The organism is Aeromicrobium sp., assembly GCF_047606445.1.
GTDB lineage: Bacteria > Actinomycetota > Actinomycetes > Propionibacteriales > Nocardioidaceae > Aeromicrobium.
The window spans coordinates 42,232-56,687 of sequence record NZ_JASGEK010000064.1; the positions used below are offsets into that span (position 1 = coordinate 42,232).

General features: G+C 66.8%; 10 protein-coding genes and 1 pseudogene. 6 read left to right on the forward strand and 5 right to left on the reverse strand.

From position 1 onward, the window contains the following. Nucleotides 1-36: 36 nt before the first annotated feature. Complete coding sequence (locus QM621_RS12500; protein WP_414990718.1) at nt 37-2,016, reverse strand: thioredoxin domain-containing protein; 1,980 nt, start codon at nt 2,014-2,016, stop codon at nt 37-39. A 487-nt stretch (nt 2,017-2,503) separates the two neighbouring features. Between QM621_RS12500 and QM621_RS12505 the strand changes: the two genes are divergently transcribed. The 4 genes and pseudogenes from QM621_RS12505 to QM621_RS12520 all read left to right on the forward strand — a co-directional run bounded on the left by QM621_RS12505 (nt 2,504) and on the right by QM621_RS12520 (nt 6,337). Next, nucleotides 2,504-3,970, forward strand: a complete 1,467-nt coding sequence (locus tag QM621_RS12505; RefSeq protein ID WP_414990719.1) for an AAA family ATPase — start codon at nt 2,504-2,506, stop codon at nt 3,968-3,970. 24 nt (nt 3,971-3,994) lie between these two features. Beyond that, nucleotides 3,995-4,135 (forward strand): hypothetical protein, encoded by a 141-nt coding sequence (locus QM621_RS12510; protein WP_414990720.1) that lies wholly within the window; start codon nt 3,995-3,997, stop codon nt 4,133-4,135. Next, nucleotides 4,132-5,634 (forward strand): annotated as a pseudogene (locus QM621_RS12515) (TOTE conflict system archaeo-eukaryotic primase domain-containing protein); the annotation flags it as partial. The gene QM621_RS12510 and the pseudogene QM621_RS12515, both read left to right, overlap by 4 nt. A 313-nt stretch (nt 5,635-5,947) precedes the next feature. Further along, nucleotides 5,948-6,337: a DEAD/DEAH box helicase gene (locus tag QM621_RS12520; protein WP_414990756.1), complete on the forward strand. Its 390-nt coding sequence runs from the start codon at nt 5,948-5,950 to the stop codon at nt 6,335-6,337. Between the two features lie 146 nt (nt 6,338-6,483). Here QM621_RS12520 and QM621_RS12525 read toward each other — a convergent pair whose 3' ends face one another. Then, entirely contained in the window at nt 6,484-6,660 is a 177-nt protein-coding gene (locus QM621_RS12525; protein ID WP_414990721.1) for a DUF255 domain-containing protein, read from the reverse strand. 156 nt (nt 6,661-6,816) lie between these two features. Between QM621_RS12525 and QM621_RS12530 the strand changes: the two genes are divergently transcribed. Further along, nucleotides 6,817-7,317 carry a DUF4352 domain-containing protein gene (locus QM621_RS12530; protein ID WP_414990722.1) on the forward strand — a complete coding sequence of 167 codons (501 nt, stop codon included), beginning with the start codon at nt 6,817-6,819 and terminating at the stop codon, nt 7,315-7,317. Next, nucleotides 7,317-7,856 carry a hypothetical protein gene (locus QM621_RS12535; protein WP_414990723.1) on the forward strand — a complete coding sequence of 180 codons (540 nt, stop codon included), beginning with the start codon at nt 7,317-7,319 and terminating at the stop codon, nt 7,854-7,856. The genes QM621_RS12530 and QM621_RS12535 overlap by 1 nt, the downstream gene beginning before the upstream one ends. Here QM621_RS12535 and QM621_RS12540 read toward each other — a convergent pair. From QM621_RS12540 to QM621_RS12550, 3 genes are all read right to left on the reverse strand, one after another. Then, on the reverse strand, nt 7,774-9,957 hold the full coding sequence (locus tag QM621_RS12540; RefSeq protein ID WP_414990724.1) for a 2OG-Fe(II) oxygenase: 2,184 nt from the start codon (nt 9,955-9,957) through the stop codon (nt 7,774-7,776). The genes QM621_RS12535 and QM621_RS12540 overlap by 83 nt on opposite strands. 69 nt (nt 9,958-10,026) lie before the next feature. Next, entirely contained in the window at nt 10,027-13,287 is a 3,261-nt protein-coding gene (locus QM621_RS12545) for a type I restriction endonuclease subunit R (protein WP_414990725.1), read from the reverse strand. Beyond that, on the reverse strand, nt 13,284-14,456 hold the full coding sequence (locus QM621_RS12550; protein WP_414990726.1) for a hypothetical protein: 1,173 nt from the start codon (nt 14,454-14,456) through the stop codon (nt 13,284-13,286). The genes QM621_RS12545 and QM621_RS12550 overlap by 4 nt, the downstream gene beginning before the upstream one ends.

A 14,456-nucleotide genomic window follows, 5' to 3' on the forward strand; every position in this document is an offset into this window, starting at 1 on the left:
CGCTATGGGCGCTCATAGGGTGGATGAGCCACCGGCTCACAGAATCAGCGCGTGGGGCAAATCGGCCAGATCAGTTATCGGAGCCTGGCACACGAAGCCCCGGCAGACGTAGGCGGCCGGCTGGCCGTCGCGGACGCTCCGGTCGGCGAACAGCGGGAGGTCCAGGCCCTCGTCCCCACCGACCACGACCGCTCCCGGCGAGGTGAGACCGAGGGCGGCGCGCAGCATCACGTCGCGTTCCCCCGGAGCGCCGACGACGGCGACCTCGACCGGTCCGGCGAGCAGCGCCTCGGCGACGCCGAGGATGTGGCCGGCGAAACGCGGGTCGCGCGTGGCGATCGGCGCGGCGGCGGCCACCGCTCGTTCGGCGGCCTCCCGCCAGCGGGCCTGCCCGGTGATCGCAGCGGCGACCAGGAACGCCGAGGCGGCGGCGCTCGTGCCGGACGGGTGGGCGTTGTCAGCGGTGTCGCGGGGGGCCACCACCAGATCGTCGGCGGGCGAGTCGATCAACGCGCCACGCTCGTCGGCGAAGTCGGCGAGCACGCGTTCCAGGAGCGCCAGCGCCCGGTCGGCCCAGACCGGGTCGCCGGTGACGGCCAGGACCGAGAAGAACGCCTCGGCGACGGCCGCGTGGTCGTCGAGCACGCCCGCGTGGGCGCTGGCGACGCCGTCGCGCGAGGAGCGGATGAGGCGGTCGCCGTCGAGGTGGACCTCGGCCAGCAGCTCGGCGGCGGTGACGGCGGCGGCGGTGAACTCCGGCTCGTCGAGCAGCACGCCGGTCTCGATCAGCGCGATGATCGTCCAGCCGTTCCAGGAGGCGATCACCTTGTCGTCGCGAGCCGGACGGGTGCGCTGGGCGCGGGCCTCCCGCAGGGCGGCTTTGATTCGCTCCCACCGTGGAGCGTCGGCCGGGTCGCGGTGGAGTTGGAGGGTGGAGGCACCCCGCTCGAAGGTGCCGTGCTCGGTCACGCCCAGCAGGTCGGCGGCCCACGCGCCGTCGTCCGGGCCGAGCGCGTCGGCCAGCTGGGCGGGGGTCCAGACGTAGAACGTGCCCTCGTGGCCGTCGCTGTCGGCGTCGAGCGCGGAGGCGAAGCCGCCCTCGGGGGTGCGGAGCTCGGCGAGCAGGAAGCGGGCGGTCTCGCGGGCGACGCGTTCGGCCAGTTCCGAGCCGGTGGCGCGATGCCAGTGGGTGTAGGCGCGCAGCAGCAGGGCGTTGTCGTAGAGCATCTTCTCGAAGTGCGGCACCCGCCAGAAGCGGTCGACGCCGTAGCGGGCGAAGCCGCCGCCGAGCTGGTCGTAGAGGCCGCCGCGCGCCATCGCCTCGAAGGTCTGCTCGGCCATGGCGAGGGCCGGGGAGTCGGCGGCGCGGTCGTGGTGGCGCAGCAGGAACTCCAGGACCATGGACGGCGGGAATTTGGGGGCGATCCCGAAGCCTCCGGCGTCGGCGTCGAAGCGGCGGTGGAGGGCGCTGACGGCCCGGTCGAGGGCGTCGGCGTCGACCGGACCGCCGCCCGACTCCTTCGCGGCGCGCAGGTGCTCGACCACCTGTCGTCCCGACCCGACGACCTCGTCGCGGTGGTCCTCCCAGGCGTCGACGAGGGCTTGCAGGACTTGCGTGAAGGCGGGGCGGCCCTGGACAGGCTCCGGTGGGAAGTAGGTGCCGGCGAAGAACGGCTCGCCGTCGGGGGTGAGCACGCACGTCATCGGCCACCCGCCCTCCTGCGTCATCGCCTGAAGGGCCTGCATGTAGACCGCGTCGACGTCCGGCCGCTCCTCCCGGTCCACCTTGACGTTGACGAAATGCGCGTTCATATACGCCGCCGTCGTCTCATCCTCGAACGACTCGTGCGCCATGACATGACACCAGTGACAGGCCGCGTACCCGACCGACAGCAGCACTGGCCGGTCCAACCGCTTGGCCTCGGCGAAGGCTTCGCTCCCCCACTCCCACCAATCCACAGGATTGTCAGCATGCTGCTGAAGATACGGCGACTGCGCGGCGGCGAGACGGTTCACGCCTTCCACTGTGTCACTCACTGCCTGGCACAGCCCAGCCCGTCATCGGCCGACCCAAAGCGGTGAGAATGATCGCCCGCTACGACTGGGCAAGACCAAGGGGCTACCAGAACCGCATGGACCGCACGCTGATCCCGCCACCGGTGATGACACACCCCGACCGTTGGCGACTCGACCAGTTGCTCGCCTGGGAGGAGAAGCGCATCGCCCTGGCCGAGGCCGCGCTGGAGGCCCCCGTCGCACCCGCGCGGGAGGGGGTCGGGCTCACCGACCTTCTCCCGCAGCCCAAGCGACGGCGGCGTGCGGGATGGTCCAGGTTGTGGCTACAGCGGAGCCACAATCTCAGACCCGTACCGTCCTATGACTCCCGCATGGCTCGAACCCGTACCGTCCTGTGACCCGACCAGTTTTCAGACCCGTACCGCTTTATCACCTCAGCATCACATGAACCCGTACCGTCCTGTGACCTTCTTAATAGGATGGGGCCATGAGAGACGATCAACGGCGGCAGCGGCTCGTCGACTCGAACCCGTGGTGGCGCGCCGCGAGTGCGGGCGAAGACCCTACGGCATGGACAACTCATCACCGGGTTCTCCGGAACCGATCAGAGTATGACCTCGGCTTCCGGCCGACCATTCTCGATGACATCCAAACCGGGCCGGTCACGAACCTCCTGACCGTGCTCACCGGCCCCCGCCGCATCGGCAAGTCCGTTGCGCTCTTGGACGTCGCCGCCACCTTGTGCGCACGCGCTGACCTCGACCCGCGCCAAGTGGTCTACCTGCCGTGCGACGGAATGAACGCTCAGGACGTCCACCGAAGCCTCGTCCTCGCACGCGAAGTAACCCGCGCCATCGACTTCGACCAGCCGAAGCCCCGCGTATGGCTGCTCGACGAGATCAGCGGCGTCACGGGCTGGACCACCACTCTGAAACTCGCCAGGGACATCACCACCTTTGGCGACGACACCGTGGTCGCGACCGGCAGCCGATGGGTTGCTGGCGAGGACGTCGAAGGGAACCTGTTCGCGGGACGCGCTGGAACGACGTCCGGTCGTCGCACACGACTCCTGCTGCCGATGACATTCCGGGACTTCCTCACCACCTCACGGCGCATGACACCGGCGCTGGACCCGGTTCACGTCAGCGAGTTACAAAGCCCGGCGGTCGCACGGGCGCTCGACGGCATAGGTTTCGACATCGACGCCTACGACCTCGCATGGCAGGACTACTTGACCTGCGGCGGCTTCCCTCGCGCAGTCGCGGAACACACCCGAAACGGCACCGTCTCGGACAACTACCTGGATGACATCCGCTCCTGGCTCCGCATCGACGTTGACCCCGAAGGGCCACAGGATTCAGTGCCGCGCCTGCTCAGCGAGATCACCTCCCGCTCCACGAGTCCTCTCAACATCGCCAATATCGCCAAAGAGCTCGGCCAGACCCGAAAGGTCGCAGAGCGCCGTCTCCATCGCCTCATCTCCAGCCACGCGGCCCTCTGGTGTCCCCGTCGAGAGGGAGACAGGATCGTGGCCGGCTCACAGTCGAAGCTCTACCTCACCGACCCCCTCCTCGCCTCGCTGCCGTCGCGGCTCAGAGCGGGCCTGCCCACGCCAGACATGACCAGGCTCACCGAGATGACCATCGGCGTCGCATTAGCTCGCGCAATCGACGATCTCGAGGAGGGACGCTGGGTCAGTGGCGACACCATCGGCTACGCCAGGACCGCCCGGGAGGGCGAGGTCGACCTCGGGCCAGTCACCGTCCCATCCGCAGCCGGGACTATCCCAACCGTCCCGATAGAAAGCAAGTGGGTAGACCAGGGCTGGAAGGGCGAGTCCAAGACGATCGACGGCAAGTACGGTCGCGGCATCCTCGCAACCAAGTCCGTCCTCGACGTCAGCGGCAACGTGTGGGCCGTCCCCGCGCCCTTCGTCGCTCTCCTACTCCAATAAGCCCACCGGCAAAGGTTTAAAGCCGTGAGCGATCTGCACGCCGAGTTGGAGAGCCTGCGGGCCGAGAACGCGCGCTTGCGCAAGCTCCTCAAGCTGACCGACGCCGAAGCTACTCCTGCCGCCGGAACCCAAACCGCGTATTCGACAAAGCGCCCGGTCCAGTGAATGCGCAGTCGGCGCCACAAGCGAAGGTTGAGTTCTACGCGGCGTTGTTCGGCGCTCGTCGGGATGTCTATGCCGTTCGCTGGGAGAACGCGCGCACCAGCAAGTCGGGGTGGATGCCCGCTGTCGAGGGCGGGTGGCGCAAGGGCCGCCCTGCTTCCGACGTCCGCCACTTGCCATTGACGCCCGAAGTGCTCGCGGCGCACCTGACCGAGGACGTTCATATCGGCCTGTATCCGATTCTTCGAGGCGATCAGACTTGCTGGCTCGCTGCTGACTTCGACGGGCAGGCCGCGATGCTCGACGCACTCGCCTACCTCAAGGCCGCACGAGCGGTCGGAGCGCCGGCGGCGTTGGAGGTGTCGCGCTCGGGGATCGGCGCGCATGTGTGGATCTTCTTCACCGACCCCGTGCCAGCTGCCACCGCCCGACAACTCGGGACAGCACTGGTCCGCGAAGCGATCGCGATCCGTGGCCGGATGGACCTGCGCTGCTACGACCGCCTCTTTCCCTCCCAGGACACGGTTCTTGATCGCGGCCTGGGCAACCTGATCGCAGCGCCGCTGCACGGCAAGTCCCGCAAGCTCGGCACCACCGTGTTCCTCGACCTGTCGACACTGGAACCGTTCGAGGACCAGTGGGACTATCTCTCCACTCTGGAGCGCCTCACTCCGAAACAGGTCGCGAAACTCGCCTCGGCGCTTCGGGAACCCACCGTCGGCGCCCGGGTCGACCGAGCCCAGCCCGCCCGGTCGACCAAGACCCAGCCGAACCCGGCGCCCATCGTGCATCTCAGGCTCGATGGAACCGTGGCGATCCCGGGCTCCGAACTGACTCCCTCGCTGTACGCGACGTTGAAGCACGCGGCGTCGACGTACAACCCCGAGTTCTACGATCGCCAGCGACGCCGTCAGTCGACGTGGAACGTCCCGCGCATCATCACCTCCTACGACGAGACGCTCGATGATCACCTCGTCCTCCCACGCGGACTTCACGACACCGTCACTCGGCTCATCGAGAAGGCGGGCAGCAAGATCGAAGTCGATGATCGGCGAGTCACCGGAGACCGACTGGAACTATCGCCTTCCTTCGAGCTCAGGCCGCAACAGCAGGCAGCGGTCGACACTGTGCTTCCCCACGACCTCGGTCTACTGGTGGCGCCGCCGGGCTCAGGCAAGACCGTGATGGCGTGCGCCGTCGTCGCACAACGATCAGTGCCGACGCTCGTGCTGGTGGACCGCAAGACGCTCGCCGACCAGTGGCGGCGCCAGATCGCCGACCTCCTCGGCCACAAACCCGGCCAGCTCGGCGGCGGACGTTCCAAGCTCACCGGCGTGGTCGACATCGCCACGTTGCAGACCCTTGCCCGCCGGACCGATCTCGCCGACAAGCTGAGCGCCTACGGCCAGGTGATCGTCGACGAGTGCCACCACGTCCCTGCTGCTGCGTTCGAGATCGCCGTCCGCGCCATCCCGGCCCGCTATTGGGTCGGGCTCACGGCGACGCCCTACCGACGTGACGGGCTGGATGACCTGATCGGCTTCCAACTCGGTCCGGTCCGCCACACCTTGACCCACGCCGACCCTGACACCCTCGAAGGGGCATCCGCCGAACGGCCGCGCCCGGTGCTCATCGTCCATCCCACCGCGTTCCAACTCGACGATCCGGTCGACTTCTCCGTCCCCGGGCGCGATCGCAGGCGTTCACCGCGCCTTGGCCGAAAACGAAGCGCGCAACGAGCAGATCCTCACCGGCATCATCGAAGCGCTCGGGAGAGGCCGACACTGCCTCGTCCTCGCGCAACGCACGGGTCACGTGGACCATCTCGCGGCAGCACTCGTGGACCGAGGACACGATCCGGTCGTCCTCAAGGGCGGCATGGGAGCCAAGCAGCGCGCCGCTGCCAACGAACGGCTCGTACCCTCCGACGACGGACCGCCGCTTCTGGTCGTTGCCACCGGGCACTTCGTCGGCGAAGGCTTCGACTGCCCAGCACTCGACACCCTGTTCCTCGCCGGGCCGGTCTCTTTCAAGGGCCGACTCGTCCAGTACGCCGGCCGGGTTCTGCGCGCCCACCCCGGCAAGGAGACCGCCGAGGTCCACGACTACCACGACGTCGAGGTCCCCGTGCTCGCCGCAGCACTCACCAAACGAGCACCCGGATACACCAGCCTCGGATTCCCCGATCCTCGAAAACAGGGGTGACGCGCGGGAACCACGGCCGCCGCGTGATGCAAAGAAGTGATACAAACTTCCCCGGAAACGGTGTCTAGCGACGATACCGCGTGAACCGAGATGAACCGCTATGCCCGCCCTGAACTGCGGTTTCACCGAAACCCGTCGACGACCGCCTACGCGGCGACCTCGTGGCACCAGTGGCAGGCCGCGTAGCCGACCGACAGCAAGATCGGCCGGTCCAACCGCTTCGCCTCCGCGAACGCCTCCGCCCCCCACTCCCACCAGTCCACGGGGTTGTCAGCGTGCTGCTGAAGGTACGGCGACTGCGCGGCGGCGAGACGGTTCGGCATGTCTCCACTGTGTCACGCTCAGCACCGCCGCGCACCGCGCGAGAAACGCCAGCTGTGTGTCCTAGGCCTTGAAAACAGACCCCCCCCCCGGCCCTGTGACTGAGGTTACTCTTATCGCGAACCCAAGAACTCAACTCCGAGAAAGTGCCTGAACCCATGAACAAACTCCGCAAAATCAGTATCACCGTCGTCGCCCTCATGGCGCTGGGAGCCAGCATCGCCTCAGGTGAGAGCAACACCGCCACCGACGAGGACGGCAAAGAAGTTCAGGAAGCCGCCGTGGGCGAGCTGGTGAACCTCGGCGACTGGGCGGTCCAGGTGCACGGCGTCACCGATCCGTATGTCGCGACCAATGAGTTCATGACGCCGCAGCCTGGCAACCGTTTCGTCGTGGTCGACACCGAGGTGACCAACAACGGCGACGCGCCGGAGATTGTGTCGTCGATCGCCTGTTTCGACCTGCGTGACGCGGAGAACAAGAACTACGACATCACCATCACCGGCGATAGCAGCTCGACACTCGACGGCGAGGTCGCTCCGGGTTCAGGCCTGCGAGGCAATCTCGAGTTCGAGGTGCCCGAGGCGGCCACCGGCCTGCAACTGCACTTCAAGTGCGACGTGTTCGGCTCCGGCAGCGCCGTGATCAGCCTCTCCTGATGCGCCCTGGCGACTACCTGCTGCACCCGCTCGTACTCGCGTCCATCATCCTGCTGGTGCTGAACGACCACGTGCTCAAGCAGACCTTCGGCAATGTGGTCACAGGGAAACTGTCAGACGTCGCCGGTGTTTTCTTCCTGCCGCTGCTGTTCCTTCTCGCCGCCGAGCTCGCCGGTGTGGCCCTGCGCCGCACCGGCTGGCCGGCGTCACGGACTGTCACACTGACGGCGATCGCCGTCGTCGGAGCGGGTTTCGCCGCGGTCAAACTGATCCCTGTCGTCGGCGACGCCTACGAGCACATGGCGGGTCTGCTGCGGAAGGTCGTGACCTTCTCCGACGGCCCGGTCGTGCCGATCGTCGTCGTCCGCGACGGGACCGATGTGCTGGTCCTGCCCGTCCTGATCGGCGCCTACTGGCTGGTCCGGCGCTATCGGGGCGACTTGTGGACGGCGGCGGTCACATCTCCCGCAACCAGGCCAGGCCCGCCTCCGCATCACGCCGCCGCTCGGCCTCACGGTCATGAAGATCACGACGCTTGACGAGACGCAACGTGTAGGGACTGCCCTTGCGGATCGTGTGATGGTCCACCGGCAACTCGGCGCTGTCGATGCTCTGGTGGATGTGCTGACGCCGGTCGGCCCGTAGAGGCCAGTCGAGTTCGGTGGCTTCGTCATCACCGAGGAAGCCCTGCAGGGTGTCGCATAACTCGCACCCACAGCCAGACCAGCGGATCGACCAATCGTCAGCGCGACGAGGCGGTGTGGCGAGCCATGCCTCCAGCCGGCGGGCGGCGTCCTCTGCCAAGGGCCGCAGCGCGTCACCACCCAGGCGGCGCAGCAGAGGGAGTTCCAGATCGAGCACGCCGTCGTCGTAGGTCGAGAGCGCGTCGATGATCTCATCGGCCACAGGATCATCAGCGGCCGTGAGGATCGCCTCGACCGTCGGCAGCAGGTCGGTCAGGCTCGCAGCCCGAGCGCGCGGCCCCAACGCCAACGCCCGCACGATGGACACCGACGCGTCGGTCCAGACACGGCGGCACAGATCGTCGGCCACACCGCCCGCGCCAGCCTGCCTCAACCTCAGAGCCACACCGGGGAGGACATCGCTCGGCCAGGCCCATCGACCGCTCCGGTAACGGCCGACGGGGAACCACGCTTCGATCAGTCGCCGCGTCCATACGTCGCCATATCGCGCGGCGGTCTCTGCGAGAAGGACGGCGCTCTCGCTGGTCAGCCCCTCGCCTCCTAACCGGGTCAACAGCGAGGTGGCGATGTCCGCATCATCGACCGCATCCGAGACGGACAGCAGCCCGGGCAACAGGGAGAGGTCGCCGCGGCCGATCAAACCGACCAGCTCACGCGCGTCGGCTCTGGCTCGGTCGAGATCGTCTCCGCTGGCCAGGCGCGCTTGAAGCTCGGCGACCGCACCCGGAAGATCGGCCTCAGCGCGGGCGATGAAGTCGCGGGAGGTCGGCCAGAGCACCAACGCCGCTCGGCGGTACCAACGGTCGAGCGTGTTGCCGTAGTTGCCCATGTACCCCTCGTACTCGGAGTCATAGGGGGTCAGCGACGCCGTCGACGTCACCTCGCAGGTCTGGCTCTCGTCGACGATGAGGTTGATCGGCTCACCGACGTCAGCGCCGTCTCGATACCACCAGCCGAGCGCGGTCTCGTCGTCGATGAGCTCGTTCACCTCGTCGGCGCCGCCCCAGGGGTTGTCCAGGTAGGCGCTCCAGGTCTGCCTGATCTCGGCGAGCGCGAACGCCGACTGGCAGTCGGCACGCTTTGCCGCGGCCCGCAACCGACCGACGATCTCGACGTCACGCCCTTTGAGACGACCGGCGGCCAGGCCCCGTTCGCTGTACTGATGGTCGAGCAGCACCACCAGCCGGTTCGGCGGTGGCAGTTCCCTGCCTGACCATCGACGGGTCGCCGGCGTCGAGAAATGCTCGTCAATCAGAGCGGCGAGCTCGTCGTCGGGATCGACCTCCGCCTCCTCCGAGTCATGAGTAACCAGCAGGTTGAACGTCAGCGTCACGCGCCGTCCGGAGCGGACGGGCTTGACCTCGTGGAGACAGTCGGCGTAGAAGGCCGCGAAGCCGATCTGGTCACGGGCGCTATGCCGATAGACGCGCGTCTGATCACCGTGGTTCACCACCAGCGCGCCGCCGGTGTGGATCGACGGCAGCGTCACGACGAGCGTCGCCACCATCTCGTCGTCTTTCTCAGAGTCTCGGTGTGGCGCGAAGAACTGATCCGGCCCGTAGACGAGCAGCGCGTGGAGTTCAGCTCGAAGACGCGCGTTCCGTGGCAGTCCGAGCCCTTCATGAACGTCCGCCAGCGCCGCGTCGAGCACCTGGTCCCATGTCCCGCCGAGGCTCACCTGGTCGGCGGTGAGCTCCCAGGTGTCGCGCACCGAGGTGTCGGTGAGCGTCTGCTCGCCGAGCCCGAACATCGCCGGCCGCGCCACCGAGGTGAGCGCACGTTTTTGCGGGGCGCCGACCGGCAGCCGCACCGCACCGACGCCGTCGACCGTCAATGTCACGCCCTCAGCCGGGAGCCGAGTCTCGACGCTGAACGATCCCGTCGGTTCCTCGTCGGTCAACAACCCTGCGATCTTCTCCCGCGCTGGCGTGGCCATGCCCGTCAACCTATCGGCGATCCGGAAGCTCATCGTCAGAGCCCATGACGGCACGCGGCCAGGAAAGTGTCACTTGGACGTCAGACCGACGTCTCCGCGCGTCGGCACACTATCGGTAGAACCCTCATACTCGACCGTCAACGGACCCTGGTGCCGGATGTCCGACGGGGGTCGATAGGCGCTCTTGCCTGAGTCGTCATAGACCGTGAGCACATGCTCGTAGAGGCGTTGAACCTTCGCGTCGAAAACCGGCTTCGTGTAGGCGTCCGGCAGGCTCGCGTCGAGGACACGGCGGATGGTGCTGTTCACATCGCTCATCACATCAGCCTTGCGCCGCCAGTCCTGCACGATCGTGTCGCGCAGGTGATCGAGCAACGCCTTCGCACTCGCCTTGACCGTCTCGCGCTCGTCGGGCGTGAGGGTCGGGTCGGGCTGCGTGAGCAGGTCGAAGATGGCCAGTTCTTCCTCCGTCATGCCCTCACGGGCCGCCCGCTCTTCTTCGGCGCTCAGCGTCTTCGATAGCTCGACCAGCTGCCGCAGGTACTCATCGGCGTTGACGCTGCCGGCGTTGTAGTCGGCGATCAACTGCTCGATGCGTTCGACCAGTTCATACCGTGTCGGGTTGCGTCCGGCCGCGCCGACCGCCCGCTGCTTCAACAGCTGCGCCAGCCGGTCGCTCTCGGCCCGTCTGCGTCCAGCGAGCCGTGCGGACAGTCCGTCGAAATCGATCTGGGACAGGTCGATCAGCGGGTCGCCGTGGGCGCTGTCGGCTGCGGCCCGGATGACATACTCCTCAGCTCCCACCGAACGGTCGAGCAGCGCGTCCACGGCGTCAGCCACCGCCGCCACGTCGGCCGCTGGTGGACGGGTGACCTCGGCGACGCGTTCAGCGAGCACACGAATCGCGGCGACGGTCCGCTGCTGCGCGGCCGCCTTCGGGTTCGGCAGCAGCGCCTTGAACAGGGTGCGCACCTGACGGGCGCGCGTCTGGAAGTCGTCGCGCGTCTCCTCGTCCGCCAGTAATGCTTCGACAGCCGCGTCACGGGCGACGATGTGGCCGAAGCCGTCGGCTTCGCGGAACGCCAGCACGTCGACGCCGACGTGGGAGCAGAAGTCGATCAGATCAGCGACGGCCTGGTCGAGTTCGGCGGCGAGCTCGTCGATGATCTCAATCGGCTCGTCTCCAGTGTTCGCCGCGCCGTAGATCGCGAGCGCCTTCTCCAAGTTACGGAAGACGCCGATGTAGTCGACGATCAGCCCGTTCTCTTTGTCCGCGAACACCCGGTTGGTGCGAGCGATGGTCTGCATGAGCGTGTGCCCCCGCATCGGCCGGTCGAGATAGACCGTCGAGACGCTCGGAGCGTCGAATCCGGTCATCCACATGGCGCAGACGAAGACGATCCGCAGCGGGTCGGCGGGGTCTTTGAACTTCTCAGCGAGGTCGTCTCGGTTCATCCGCTCACGGTGGGGCCGGATGTCGAGGCCGAGGTCGTCGAGCGCCTTCAACTCGTTCTGACTCTGCGAGACGACCACCGCCATGTCGGTGCTCTCCATGAGTTCGATCCGTGAGGCGAGCCAAGGGCGTTCCAGCGGCGGGAGCGCGTCGTGTTCTGCGCGCAGCGCCGCCAGGTGGTCGGCCCACGCCTGCCGCACGAGGTCGTGCATGCGGACGGCGGCCGCCTTGTCGAGGCCGACGTACATGGCCTTGCCGCTGAATCCGCGTCCGACGAAGTGGCGCACCAGGTCGGCGGCGATGGCTTTCAACCGTTCGGGCCGGGTGAGCAGCGTGTACTGGGTGCCGAACTCGCGTGCCAACTGTCCTTCGGCGTCCTCGTCGAGTTCAGCCTCTTCCAGCAGGGCGGTCAGCTCATCGGAGAAGTTCTCGTTGACGAGTTGCAGCTCCGGGATGCGGTTCTCGTAGTAGAGCGGGACGGTGGCGCCGTCGGCGATGGCGTCGCGGAAGTTGTAGACGCTGACGTAGTCGCCGAACTGTTCGCGGGTGGCCTGTTCGGCTCCGGCGATGAGCGGTGTTCCGGTGAATCCCATCATCGAGGCGTTCGGCAGCGCCCGGCGCATATTGAGCGCGAGGGTGTCGTACTGGCTGCGGTGGGCCTCGTCGGTGATGACGATGACGTCGGAGCGGTCCGACAGCGTCGGCATCTCACGTTCGCCCTGAGCCGTGGAGGGCTGGAACTTCTGGATGAGCGTGAACACGTACCGGTGGTCGGCGGCGAGCAGTTCACGCAGGTGCGCGATGGACGCCGCGTGCACGCGGGCCTCGGCCGGAATCGCTCCGGCGGCGGCGAACTCGCCGTGGAGTTGCACGTCGAGTTCGGTGCGGTCGGTGACCATGACGAAGGTCCAGTTGCCGCGAACCTGGCGGAGTACTTTCTGGGTGAACCACAGCATCGACAGTGATTTTCCGGATCCCTGGGTGTGCCAGAAGACGCCGAGTCGCCGGTCGTGCTCGGCGCGGGCGCGACGCAGATTCTCGATGGCCGCGTTCACTCCGTGGTACTGATGGGAGCGCGCCAGTTTCTTGACCAGACCGTGCTTGCCTTCTTGGTAGGCGACGAAATGCTCGAACAGGTCGAGCAGGACCGCCGGCTCGCAGGCGCCGCGCAGCGCCGTCTCCAACGCGATGTCGCCACGCCCGCCGACGGCGTCGGTGACGTTCCAATCGCCGAAGAACTTGTACGGCGCGAAGGTCGAGCCGATCTTCGCCTCGGCGCCGTTGGACAGCAGGACGAAGCAGTTGGGCGTGAACAGCTGGCCGATCGTGTCGCGGTAGTCGGTGAGGTTGTTCTCGTAGGCGGCCAGCACCGACTCGTTGGGGGCTTTGAACTCCATGAGCACCAGCGGCACGCCGTTGACGAACAGTGCGACGTCGAGCCGTCGTCGGTGGAGCGTGCCGTTGACCCACATCTGCCGCACGGCCAGCAGGTCGTTGCTCGCAGGATCGGTGAAGTCGATGTAACGCAGTGTCTCGACGCGTTCTTCGCCGTCGTCTTTCCACGACGCTTGGTGGCCGTCGCGCAGCAGGTCGTAGACCTCCCGGTTGGCGCGTACCGGGTCCATGATCGAGCGGTCTTTGGCGACCTCACGCATAGCCTCGTCGATCACCGCGTCAGGGACGTCGTGGGCGTTGAGTCGCCGCAGCGCGGCGCGGAGGCGGTGGGTCAAGATGACGTCGCGCTGGGAGTCACGCCCGAGAGTGCCGTTCGCACCCAAGGTCTCACCGAAGGCGTCGACAGGCGTCCAGCCGAGTTCTTCGAGCAGTTTCATGCTGGGCTCCTCGACGTACCGCTCCTCCGGCCCCCGCCCGTTCATGCCACCACCGCGTCGAGGTCGAGGTCGGAGACGTCGATCTGCCCGGTCACGAGCCTGGGGAGGAGGAGGTCGCGGAGGGAGGCCAGCGTCTGGCTCTCGTTCTTCAAATGGGAAGCCTGCTCGCCCAATATCCCAGAGAGTTCCTGGAACTGACGGACCAACTTCGAGGGTGGCGCCAAGAACGGCTTGGCGTACGCGCTCTCTCGACTCAAGCCGGGCACAGCGGCATGCGTATTGATGAACTCAAGCTGCCGAAGCTGCTCCGCGACGAAACGCAGTGGCATATCTGTTTTGACGTAGTACGCAGTGTCGATGGGCCAGCAAGCGCCATCAACCCAGTGGACACTCCCCACGTTCCCCTTGCGGCCCACGACAATCGCCGGACCATCCACGACGGCCTCGTCGTGCCAGCCGACGACACCGGCGGAACTGACGACGGCCACATCTCCGCCACGTCGGGCTGCGGCCTTCAACGCCTTGCCGTACTTAAGTTCAAGAACATCCCCGGCTGTTGATGCCTCCCACCCCTGCGGGATGGGACCGAGCGCGGAGTCGATGAGGGGGACGTTCTCGTGGCCTGGGTAGCGGAACTTCACGAACCACTCGCGGTAGACGGCCCGCGCCATCTCCTCCAACACCACCACTCGCCGCCGGTTGTTCTCGATGAGATCGTCGATAGAACCGAGAACACCTGCCAGGACATGTTGGGCGTACAAGTCCGGCAGCCTGATCGGCCAGTCAGGCATCTCTCCGATCGGGATTCGATCAACCGTCGCCCCAGACAAGGTGTTCTCACGGATCATCGCTTGGAAATCTGGCCCAAGGTAGGCGTACGAGAGATACCGTGGAACAACCTCGGAAGAATCTGGGCGGAGAAGTCCCATCCTCCGGCCCAACGCCGCATCGAATGAGTACCGCCAATACGCAGCGGCTCCCAACCTCGTCTCGTAGGAGAATAGAGTGTCCCCTCGTCGGGGCATCACACGTCTGGTCCATCGAGGCAAATCTTCTTCACTGAGATGGGCCGACTCCTCGAGATCGAACCGACCGTTCTTCAGAGACGAGATACTGAGGTACCACGGCCCCTCAGACGTCTTCTTTGGCGTAGCGTGCGGGCCATCAAAGACCTCAGCCACCTGCCTCAGCGGCACTGTCCGCCACTCACCCAT

What these genes read in the sequence shown, in the direction of transcription:
- QM621_RS12505 (WP_414990719.1), top strand. Translation starts at nt 2,504, where the DNA reads ATGAGAGACGATCAACGGCGGCAGCGGCTCGTCGACTCGAACCCGTGG.
- QM621_RS12525 (WP_414990721.1), bottom strand. Translation starts at nt 6,660, where the DNA reads ATGCCGAACCGTCTCGCCGCCGCGCAGTCGCCGTACCTTCAGCAGCAC.
- QM621_RS12530 (WP_414990722.1), top strand. Translation starts at nt 6,817, where the DNA reads ATGAACAAACTCCGCAAAATCAGTATCACCGTCGTCGCCCTCATGGCG.
- QM621_RS12535 (WP_414990723.1), top strand. Translation starts at nt 7,317, where the DNA reads ATGCGCCCTGGCGACTACCTGCTGCACCCGCTCGTACTCGCGTCCATC.
- QM621_RS12540 (WP_414990724.1), bottom strand. Translation starts at nt 9,957, where the DNA reads ATGGCCACGCCAGCGCGGGAGAAGATCGCAGGGTTGTTGACCGACGAG.
- QM621_RS12545 (WP_414990725.1), bottom strand. Translation starts at nt 13,287, where the DNA reads ATGAACGGGCGGGGGCCGGAGGAGCGGTACGTCGAGGAGCCCAGCATG.
- QM621_RS12550 (WP_414990726.1), bottom strand. Translation starts at nt 14,456, where the DNA reads ATGGGTGAGTGGCGGACAGTGCCGCTGAGGCAGGTGGCTGAGGTCTTT.